Source organism: Atopostipes suicloacalis DSM 15692 (genome assembly GCF_900129085.1).
Taxonomy (GTDB): Bacteria; Bacillota; Bacilli; order Lactobacillales; family Carnobacteriaceae_A; genus Atopostipes; species Atopostipes suicloacalis.
On the sequence record NZ_FQUF01000026.1, the window covers coordinates 21498 to 32442 of the forward strand.

Genomic DNA, 10945 nt, shown 5'->3' on the forward strand with positions numbered 1-10945 from the left:
TTATAAAGAAATTAAAAGAAGTTAGGAAATTAGCTCCTAACTTCTTTTAATTTACATATATTTAGATAAAGAATCGTTTTCCTTCCTTGCTTATATAAGGACGGTGCCTTAGAATAAATCATGTCTTTAATTAGATAATAGGGAGGAAGAATATAAGGATGATAAAAAAGTTTTTTTCATATTACAAACCGTATAAGAAATTATTTATAATTGATTTTTCTTGTGCCGTGTTTGCTGCAATATTAGAATTAATTTTTCCGGTTGCGGTAAATAAAGTCATTGATCAAATATTACCGAATGGTTCATTAAAAACAATCTTAATGGTTTCGGTTGTTCTATTTGCATTATATGTTTTATCCATGTCTTTAAATTATATTGTAGTTACTTTAGGGCACCGTTTAGGTATTAATATTGAAACAGATATGCGTCGTGAACTTTATGAGCATTATCAAGAACAATCGTATGCTTATTTTGATAACACAAAAATTGGGGAATTGATGAGTCGTATTACTACAGAGCTTTTTGAAGTGAGCGAGTTAGCTCATCATGGCCCAGAGGATATATTTATTACTATCATGACATTAGTTGGAGCTTTTTTATTAATGTATAATACGCATGCTCAATTAGCTATTATTACTATTTTATTAATTCCATTACTAGCCATTTTATTATCGGTATTTAATAAAAGAATGGTCCAGGTCAATCAGCGTATCTATTCTACATTAAGTTCTTTTAATTCTGGGATTCAAAATGCATTAAGTGGTATACGCGTTGTCAAAGCCTTTGCGAATGAAGATTTTGAAAAGAATAATTTCGAAAAATTAATTCAAGGCTATCGAGATACAAAAATTGAGTTTTATCAAACAATGGGGCTTAGTTCTTCATTTAATTACATATTAATGCGTTTAATTAATTTGTTTGCATTTCTTGCTGGTTCATTTTTTACAATTAAAGGTGAACTATCTATGGGAGACTTTGTAGGTTTTATTTTACTATCCAATGTCTTTATTCGTCCAATTGAAAAGATTAATACGATGCTGGAACAATATCCAAAAGGGTATGCTGGTTTCAAGAGATTCCAAGAAGAATTAATGATTCATCCTGATATAGAAGATTCTGAAAATGCAATTGAAGCGCCTGATTTTAAAGGTTATATTGAATATGAGGATGTTTCTTTCGCCTATGAAGAAGATAAAGAAGTCTTAGATAAAATCAATTTATCGATTAAACCTGGAGAAACCGTTGCTTTTGTAGGGCCAAGCGGTGTTGGTAAAACGACAATGGTAAATTTGTTGCCTCGTTTTTATGAAGTCACTGGAGGTTCTATTTCAATTGATGGCATAGATATTAGAGATGTTACGATGAAATCTCTTCGTAAACAAATTGGAGTGGTCCAACAAGATGTTTTCTTATTTGGTGGAACGGTTCGTGACAATGTCTTATATGGGAAGTTAGATGCAACAAATGACGAAGTCGAAGCAGCAATTGATGCTTCACAATTAAGAGAAGTTGTCTCAGATTTACCTCAAGGATTGGATACTCAGATCGGAGAAAGAGGAGTGCGTTTATCTGGAGGCCAAAAACAACGATTATCCATTGCACGTATTTTCTTGAAAAATCCATCGATTTTAATTTTAGATGAAGCGACGAGTGCTTTAGATACGGAAACAGAATATTATATTCAACAAGGATTAAATAAATTATCTCAAGGACGTACAACTTTAATTATTGCTCATAGATTAGCAACAATTAAGGATGCTGATCGAATTCTCGTAGTAGGAGAAGAAGGCATAAAAGAAGATGGTAGTCATGAAGAGTTATTAGCATTAAATGGCCATTATGCTGAATTATATAATGCCCAATTTGGAGATTAATTAGTAAATAGTATTGGAACTTCAAGAGATTTGAAGGTCCAATGCTATTTTTTTAAAAGTATATATATATTCTAATTAAATGAATAAAGAAAAGTATCATATTTGAAGACAAATTCTATATGTGGTAGTTTGATTAAGTGAAGGAAGATTATTACAAAATATTTCGAAAATGGAAAGAGGACATAAATTGATTGAATATAAAAAAGTTACTAAAGTCTACGATAGCGACATAGTAGCTGTAAAAGACGCGAACATAACTATCGAAGATGGTGAATTTGTGTGTTTTATAGGAACTTCTGGGAGTGGAAAAACTACCGCTCTGCGTTTAATTAACCGCATGCATGACCCTACCGAAGGAGAAATATTCATTGATGGAGAAAACATTCAGGATTATAGCCCGGTTAATCTACGACGGAAAATTGGATATGCTATACAGCAAACAGGACTATTCCCACATATGACCGTATATGAAAATGTAGTTACAGTCCCTCGCTTACTTGAATGGGATGAAAAGAAATGTAGAGATACGGCTGAGAGATTAATGGAAAGAGTAGATTTACCCATTGAATTACTTGAACGTTACCCAAGCGAATTGTCTGGAGGTCAACAACAACGTATTGGTGTTATTCGAGCATTGGCAGCAAATCCAGGTGTTGTGTTAATGGATGAGCCATTTGGTGCCTTAGATCCAATTACTCGAGATGCGCTCCACGATTTAGTGATTGAGCTACAAGAAGAATATAATAATACATTTATTTTTGTGACACATGATATGGATGAAGCATTGAAATTAGCGGATCGAATTGCTATTTGGCATGAAGGGGAAATTATTCAATATGATACCCCTGAAAACATCCTTTCTAATCCTGCAAATGATTACGTACGAAGTTTTATTGGTCAAGATAGATTGTTTGATGCAAAAACTAATAATATCAAAGTTAGAGAAATAATGAACGATAATCCATTTACTATTACCCCTGGTAAGACTGTCTCTGATGCACTTACATTAATGCATGAAAAAAGAGTAGACACTTTGTTTGTAGTGGATGACTATAATAAATTATTAGGTAGAGTAACCATTGAATTTATTGCTAATGTAGATGATCAATCTAAGAACATAATGGATATTATTGATCGAGAAATTCGTCCGTTACGAGCAGACGATCTGATTCAAAATAAACTTCGAGAAGTTTTAAGAAGAGGCCGATCAAATATACCAGTAGTAGATAAATCAAATATATTGGTAGGAATTATTACAAAAACAACTCTAGTGAATTTAACTTATAATCTCATTTGGGATCAAGATATTGCCCAAGAAGAGATACTAGAGGAAGGATTGAGTGAATAAGTATGATGGAATTTTTTGCAAACAATGGTAGTGCACTTATCACTGCAATTGGTGAGCACATCTTTTTATCACTTATAGCACTAGCATTAGGGATTTTAGTAGCAGTTCCTTTAGGTATTTTATTATCACAATTTCCAAAAACTGCAGATATAGTTATTGGAATTGCGAGTGTCTTACAAACAGTACCAACTTTAGCGTTATTGGCATTGATGGTTCCTATTTTAGGTGTGGGCAAGATACCTTCTATTGTTGCTTTATTTATTTACTCTTTATTACCTATCTTAAGAAATGCTTATTTAGGTATGTCAGGAGTAGACCCAACGCTTGTAGATGCTGCTAAAGGGATGGGAATGTCAACGGGACAAGTTATTAGAAAAGTTCAACTTCCTTTAGCTATACCAGTTATTATGGCAGGAATTCGTTTATCAGCAGTATATGTTGTTGCTTGGACTACAATTGCAGCTTATATTGGCGGTGGTGGCCTTGGAGAATTTATTTTTAATGGATTACAAACTTATCGACAAGATTTGATTTTCGGCGGAACTATTCCAGTCATTATTATTGCAATAGTGATGGATTTAACTGCTGGTTATCTAGAGAAAAGATTTAGTCCTAAAACATCATCGTCAGAGGTGGAAACAGATTATGCATAAATTTACCAAAAAACTAATAATAACTGTTGGAACTTTAACTCTGCTAACAGGTTGTGCTTTGCCTGGTTTAGGTGGTTCAGTTACAGGAGAAGGTATATCTATCACGGGTGGAACTTCTACTGAAATGGATATGATGGGTTATCTTATCGAAGGAATGGTCGAACATTATATCGATACTGATGCTAATGTAATTACAAATTTATCGTCAGGTATGAATCATCAAGCATTTTTAACAGGTGATGCGAATGTTTCAGGTGTTCGTTATACTGGTACTAGTTTAACGGGTGAACTAAACCGAGAAGCGGTAACAGATCCTGAAGAAGCAGAACGGATTGTTGTTGAAGCTTTCGAGGAAGAATATAACCATTTATGGTATCCAAGTTATGGTTTTTCAAATTCATATGCTTTTATAGTTCGTGAAGAAACTGCTGAAGAGTATGGATTAGAAAAGGTTAGTCAATTAGAGGAATATAAAGATGAATTTTCAATTGGTGTTGATACAAACTGGATGACTCGAGAAGGAGATGGATATGATGAGTTCGTTGAAATATATGGTTTTGAATTTAATGATATCTTCCCAATGAGTTTAGGTTTACTCTATACCGCTCTTTCAAGTGAGGAAATCGACGTCGGTTTAGGTTATTCAACAGATGGACAAATTCCGGCTGAAAACCTTGTTTTACTAGAAGATGATTTAAATTTATTTCCACCCTATGATGCAAGTCCGCTTGCTACAGCAGAGATTGTTGAAAAATATCCAGAGTTAGAGGGAATTTTCTTGAAACTTGAAGATCAAATAGATGAAGAACAAATGCAAGAGTTGAATTATTTAAGTGAAAACTATTTATTAGAGCCAAGAACAGTTATTTTTGATTGGTTAGAACAAAATAATTTCTTTGAAGATGTTGAACCCTATTTAGAACCTATTGAAGGAGGATTGTTACCTAATGACTGATATTACACAACTTCCTTTATGGGAACAAGTAATTTATTATTACGAAGCTAATGGAGCTTACGTTTTTGACCAGTTTTTTCGACACTTTTTAATGGCGATATATGGCGTTCTCTTTGCAGCTATCTTTGCAATTCCTTTAGGTTTTTATCTTGCAAGAAACGCAAAAATTGCTGATTGGATATTAGCAATTGCTAACGTTATTCAAACAGTTCCATCTTTAGCAATGTTGTCTATTTTAATGTTGGCTATTGGTTTAGGACCAAACCTTGTTGTGATAACGGTATTTATCTATTCAGTACTTCCAATATTAAGGAATACATATATTGGAGTACGCAATGTAGATGAAAATATTTTAGATGTTGGTAAAGGTATGGGGATGACTAATTGGCAGCTGGTATATAAAGTTGAGCTTCCTTTATCGATGTCTGTTATTATGGGTGGCGTTCGTAATGCTTTCATTATGGGCGTAGGAGTTGCAACGTTAGGTACTTTTGTGGGCGCATCTGGTTTAGGAGATATCTTACAATTGGGAGTGAATGCTTCTGATGGGGCTAGTGTTATCCTTGCAGGAGTAATCCCTATTTCAGTTATGGCTATTGTTGGAGATTTATTTCTAACCTGGGTAGAAAATAGATTAGATCCTACATCCAAATAAATTGATTTAGATAAACATCGATCTGTTCAACTATTTGTTGAAGGTCGGTGTTTTTTTATTGCTTATAAGGCTAAACTATTCATCAGTTATATGATAATATAGAGTGTCTTAACAAATAGAAAAAAGGTATAAAAAATAGAATTTGGAATATTTGTAAGTCAAATTTTGTTTTCACTGAAAACTGATTTATAATTAAAGGGTAGTTTTAACGATAAATTGAATCAAGTTATCGTTAGAGATTGACGGAGGAATAAAATGATTTATTTTAATAATGATTATACAGAAGGTGCTCATGAAAAAATTCTTGAGCGCTTTATTGAGACGAATATGGTTCAGGCTCCAGGGTATGGTTTTGATGAATACAGTAAAAGAGCCAAAGACTATATAAAAACAGCAACAAAGACGGAAGATATCGATATTCACTTTTTATCTGGCGGAACACAGACAAACTTAATTGTTATTGCTGCTTCTCTACGTCCATATGAAGGAGTCATAACGGCAGATTCAGGTCATATTCACACTCTAGAAACAGGCGCAATTGAATCTATCGGCCATAAGCTCTTATTACTTCCAAATAAAGAGGGGAAAATTACAGCTACTCAAGTACAAGAACTTTGTGAGTCCTATTGGAAGAATGGTGCAAAAATGCATCAAGTCCAACCAGGAATGGTCTATTTATCTAATCCGACTGAAACAGGAACTTTATATTCTAAAGCAGAATTAACAACTCTTAGTGAAGTATGTAAAAAATACGAAATGAAATTATTTATAGATGGAGCAAGATTAGGATATGGTCTAGTGGCAGAAACGAATGATTTAACTCTTCAAGATTTAACAGAACTGACCGACGTTTATTATATTGGTGGTACAAAAATAGGCGCTTTATTCGGTGAAGCAGTGGTCATTTCAAATAATGAAATCAAAAGAGGGTTTCGTTCAATAATTAAACAAAAAGGCGGCTTGCTCGCAAAAAGCCGCGCTTTAGGCATTCAATTTGAAGTGTTGTTTGAAGAAAATCTTTACTTTGATTTATCAGAACATGCCGTAAAATTAGGAATGAAACTAAAAGAAATATTTAAAGAATTAAATATTCCCTTAAAATATGAGGCGTATACCAACCAATTGTTTCCTATCTTACCCAATAAAATCTTAAAAAAATTACAAGGAAAATATGTATTTTTAGAGATGAATGATGAAGATGAAGAAAACACTCTAATACGTATATGTATGACATGGGCGACAAAGGAAGAAAATGTTGATAATTTGATCAACGACTTTTATAAATTAATGAAAGAATGATAAAAATTTTTGATATTAAAAACACAAACTTATCTACTCAACAAGTAGCAAAATATTTATTAGGTACAAAATTAATTTCTGAAACATCTGAAGGAATTACAGCAGGATGGATTGTTGAAACAGAGGCTTATCTGGGAGCAATCGATATGGCAGCTCACACCTATCGATACCGGAGTACACCCAGAGTAGAAGCCATGTATGATAAAGCAGGCACGATTTATTTATATAATATGATGGGGAATATTTTATTGAATATAGTTACAAAAGAAAAAGGAAATCCAGAAGCTGTTTTGATTCGAGCAGTCCAGCCAGCACTTGGATTAGAGTTAATGGAACAGCGTCGTGGAAAAAAGAAGTATGAGATTACGAATGGACCTGGAAAAATGACACAAGCTATGGGGATTACCATGGCAGAATATGGACATTCAATAACTAAACCTCCATTATATATTGACTTTTCAAATCAAAAGAAAGCTGAAACAATTCTAACCACTCCTCGAATAGGGATTCCTAATAAAGAAAATTGGACAAAAGCTCCTTTACGATATATTGTAGAAGGAAATCCCTATGTATCAAGAAGAAAAGGAAAGATTGATAAAAACAATTATGGCTGGAAGATATAAATTTTGAAGGGATATTGTTTGAAGTTACATACTATCAACAAATTTTCAAATATTATTTTAAAAAATATGTTATCATGGATAACATGTTTTGAAAGGAGAAAAAAAGATGCATTATTTACCATTAATTGGTGTTTTAATTATAGTTATTGGCTTTATTATGAAAATAGATACTATTGCCGTCGTTATTATTGCCGGTATAATCACTGGATTAGTTAGCGGACTATCGCTGACGGAAGTATTAGTCCTGTTAGGTCAAGGATTTACTGAAAACCGCTTAGTTACTCTATTTGTACTAACGCTAACCATGATTGGATTATCTGAAAGATTTGGTTTGAAGGAACAAGCTGTTTACTTAATTAATAAGATAAAAGGATTAACAGTGGGAAGATTTTTATCTTTATATCTATTAATCCGAGAAGTTGCAGGAATGTTTTCTTTAAGACTTGGAGGACATCCACAATTTGTTCGACCACTTATTGAACCTATGGCCCAAGCTTCAGCTGTTGCAAATTATGAGGATACGGATGAAGAAACACAGGAACGCATAAAAGCCCAAGCTTCTGTTATGGAAAACATGGGGAATTTTTATGCTCAAAATACATTTGTTGGCTCTTCTGGAACTCTTCTTATTGCAGGAACCCTTAAATCATTAGGATATGATGCACCAGCAGCGAAAATTGCAGTCGCTTCATTAGTTATTGCAGGCATTTCTTTATTGATGGGTATTGTTTATAACATATGGTTTGATCGTCAATTAAGTAAAAAATATAAGAAAGCAGGGGGCGATCAGTAATGGAAACATTTTTTGACTATTTATTGGAATTTTTCTTTATTATCGCAGGAATTCAATTTTCTTATGCAGGTTATAGAGCATTAAAAGATAAAACAAATAATAAAAATATCGGTACAGCGATCTTTTGGTTTATTCTTGGTATCCTTTTTATTTTTGGAAAATGGTTATCTCCTGTTCTTTCTGGTCTGTTAGTCGTAGGATTAGGAGTCATCACTTTATTCAATCAATTTGGTAGCAGCAAAGAATATATAGAAAATGTTGAAAAGGCAGAAAAATCTGCACAAAAACATAGAAATATGGTATTTACGCCGGTTATTGTAATGGCATTTTCTGCAATTATTATTTCTTTTCTAATCCCAGAATCGAGTACAACGGTCATTGGTATTGGTGCTTTATTATCTTTATTGATTGCCATGCTTATTTTTAGACCGTCTACTGAAGAAGTTCTGGATGAAACGAATCGGATGGTTCAACAAGTAGGGACAACAAGCATTTTACCGCAGTTATTGGCTGCTTTAGGTTTGATTTTTGTAGAAGCAGGCGTTGGTGATATTGTTGCAGCTATGATTAGTGGGATTGTTCCACAAGGAAACATTTTTCTAGGTGTAACAGCTTATGTTATTGGAATGATGGTCTTTACAGTGATTATGGGAAATTCTTTTGCTGCATTTACTGTAATTACTGCTGGGATTGGTGTGCCATTCGTTTTAGCCCAAGGAGGAGACCCAGTTATTGTTGGAGCTTTAGCAATGACTGCAGGCTATTGTGGAACATTATTAACCCCTATGGCTGGAAATTTCAACATTTTACCTGTAGCCTTATTAGAGATGAAAGATGAATATGGAGTCATTAAAGCCCAAATTCCAGTCGCTATAATTATGGCCGTTATCCATATATTATTGATGTATTTTTGGGCATTTTAGGAGGATTAGTTTATGAAAATTTTAGTCACAGGTTTTGATCCCTTTGGTGATGATGTCATTAATCCAGCGATTGAAGCCGTAAAAAAATTACCGGACACGATCGATGGGGTAGAAATTATTAAATTAGAGATCCCAACCGTGTTTTATAAAAGTGCGGATGTTGTAAAAGAAAAGATTGAAAAAGAACATCCAGATTATGTTTTAAATATTGGTCAAGCAGGTGGAAGATATGAACTGACCCCAGAGCGTGTAGCAATTAACGTAGATGATGCACGTATTGCGGATAATGAAGGACAGCAGCCCATTGATAAACCAATTAAAGAAGATGGAGATCCTGCTTATTTCAGTCAATTACCCATTAAAGCTATGGTAGATTACATGAAGAAAGAAAACATTCCTGCTTCTGTTTCAAACTCTGCAGGTACTTTTGTATGTAACCACATTATGTATCAGACATTGTATCTAGCAATGACTCAATTTCCAGATATCAAAGCAGGTTTTATGCATATTCCTTTCTTGCCTGAACAGGTTGTAGAACGTCCAAATACACCTGCTATGGCTTTAGATGACATTGTTAAAGGAATTACAGCCGCTTTAAAAGCTATTATTGCTTTTGATGGCAAAGAGGACTTAGAAACAATTGGTGGAAAGACTCACTAAATAATAAATGAGGTAACCCAAAATTAGGGCTGCCTCTTTTTTTGTTTTTAGAACCAGATCTAAAGCGGATAGATAGACTCTTAGTAGCAAAGTACTATATTATTACTATACAAATCAAATTCGATTAGAAAGGAAGAATGAGATGGCAATGTATATTGGTATTGCTTCAAAGATGTTAATCGGTTCAATCGGTATATTTATTTTAATTCGGTTATTAGGTAAAAAAGCAATGTCGGAATTAACTCCTTTTGATTTGCTTTATATCTTAATATTGGGTGCATTAGTAGAAGAAGCTCTTTACGATGATAAAGTTAACGTATTTCACATTGTTTTCGCACTAGTTTTATGGGGAGCAGTTGTTTATATTATTGAGAAATTTCTTGAAAAAACCGAAAGGATTTCTACTTTAGTTCAAGGAAAACCTTCTATTCTAATCGAAAAAGGAAAATTAAATTTAGAAGAATTAGAAAATAATCACTTTGATATGGAACAGTTGCGATCCATGTTGCGACAAAACGATTGCTATTCTATTTATGATGCTTATTATGCAATTTTAGAAGTTAATGGGGGACTGACAGTCATAAAAAAAGATCAAGAAGAAGTTCTTACTTTTTTATTGCTTGAAGAAGGAAAAATAAAATTGAATGTATTGAATAGTATCAATAAAGATGAAAAATGGCTGCGAGAAGAACTGACAGAACAGGGATACCATAATATTGAAAATATTCTTTACTGTGAATGGAATATGAACAAAGAAAAATTATTAATTGAAACTTATGACCAAGCGGTATCTAAAAACATTGCTATTGATGATTAGTTATTTTAAATTAAAATTCTTTTGAATACCAAATAAAAAACAATATGATTGCTTCGCAATCTAAGCCGTGACAGAAAAGAGAGAGTATCCTATAATTAACATAGGAAACATTAATCCGAAGGTTTAATGGGTTTTGCCGAACCTGTATAAAAAACTGGATGAACATTTTATCTTTTGCGATAAGCCGAATACATCTTAGAATGTGAAAATAAAATTACAATATTTTATAGAATGTTCTGTTTCCTAAATTATTTGATGGAGGTTTTCATCATGGAAGTTATGATTGAGACATGTTGTGGAATCGACGTTCATCAGAAGACAATTGTATGTTGTATATTAGATGGT

Annotated in this window: 11 protein-coding genes; all 11 read left to right on the forward strand. The window is 33.3% G+C overall.

Annotated features, from left to right (window positions below):
- The first annotated feature begins 158 nt into the window (after window positions 1-158).
- The 11 genes from BUB96_RS08045 to BUB96_RS08095 all read left to right on the forward strand — a co-directional run bounded on the left by BUB96_RS08045 (window position 159) and on the right by BUB96_RS08095 (window position 10600).
- Window positions 159-1874, forward strand: a complete 1716-nt coding sequence (locus BUB96_RS08045; RefSeq protein ID WP_073298361.1) for an ABC transporter ATP-binding protein — start codon at window positions 159-161, stop codon at window positions 1872-1874.
- A 187-nt stretch (window positions 1875-2061) separates the two neighbouring features.
- Window positions 2062-3222 carry an ABC transporter ATP-binding protein gene (locus tag BUB96_RS08050; RefSeq protein WP_073298362.1) on the forward strand — a complete coding sequence of 387 codons (1161 nt, stop codon included), beginning with the start codon at window positions 2062-2064 and terminating at the stop codon, window positions 3220-3222.
- A 2-nt stretch (window positions 3223-3224) separates the two neighbouring features.
- Window positions 3225-3875: an ABC transporter permease gene (locus BUB96_RS08055; protein ID WP_073298363.1), complete on the forward strand. Its 651-nt coding sequence runs from the start codon at window positions 3225-3227 to the stop codon at window positions 3873-3875.
- A complete protein-coding gene (locus tag BUB96_RS08060) occupies window positions 3868-4830 on the forward strand; it encodes an osmoprotectant ABC transporter substrate-binding protein (protein ID WP_073298364.1) in 963 nt (320 codons plus the stop codon). The genes BUB96_RS08055 and BUB96_RS08060 overlap by 8 nt, the downstream gene beginning before the upstream one ends.
- Window positions 4823-5485 carry an ABC transporter permease gene (locus BUB96_RS08065; RefSeq protein WP_073298365.1) on the forward strand — a complete coding sequence of 221 codons (663 nt, stop codon included), beginning with the start codon at window positions 4823-4825 and terminating at the stop codon, window positions 5483-5485. Before BUB96_RS08060 ends, BUB96_RS08065 begins: the two co-directional genes overlap by 8 nt.
- A 255-nt stretch (window positions 5486-5740) precedes the next feature.
- On the forward strand, window positions 5741-6784 hold the full coding sequence (locus BUB96_RS08070; protein ID WP_073298366.1) for a threonine aldolase family protein: 1044 nt from the start codon (window positions 5741-5743) through the stop codon (window positions 6782-6784).
- Window positions 6781-7407: a DNA-3-methyladenine glycosylase gene (locus tag BUB96_RS08075; protein WP_073298367.1), complete on the forward strand. Its 627-nt coding sequence runs from the start codon at window positions 6781-6783 to the stop codon at window positions 7405-7407. Before BUB96_RS08070 ends, BUB96_RS08075 begins: the two co-directional genes overlap by 4 nt.
- A gap of 106 nt (window positions 7408-7513) precedes the next feature.
- Window positions 7514-8200 carry a DUF969 domain-containing protein gene (locus BUB96_RS08080; RefSeq protein WP_073298368.1) on the forward strand — a complete coding sequence of 229 codons (687 nt, stop codon included), beginning with the start codon at window positions 7514-7516 and terminating at the stop codon, window positions 8198-8200.
- Complete coding sequence (locus BUB96_RS08085; RefSeq protein ID WP_073298369.1) at window positions 8200-9123, forward strand: DUF979 domain-containing protein; 924 nt, start codon at window positions 8200-8202, stop codon at window positions 9121-9123. The genes BUB96_RS08080 and BUB96_RS08085 overlap by 1 nt, the downstream gene beginning before the upstream one ends.
- A gap of 12 nt (window positions 9124-9135) precedes the next feature.
- Entirely contained in the window at window positions 9136-9783 is a 648-nt protein-coding gene (gene pcp, locus BUB96_RS08090) for a pyroglutamyl-peptidase I (protein ID WP_073298370.1), read from the forward strand.
- Window positions 9784-9925: 142 nt separating this feature from the next.
- Window positions 9926-10600 (forward strand): DUF421 domain-containing protein, encoded by a 675-nt coding sequence (locus BUB96_RS08095; protein ID WP_084137044.1) that lies wholly within the window; start codon window positions 9926-9928, stop codon window positions 10598-10600.
- Window positions 10601-10945: the final 345 nt, after the last annotated feature.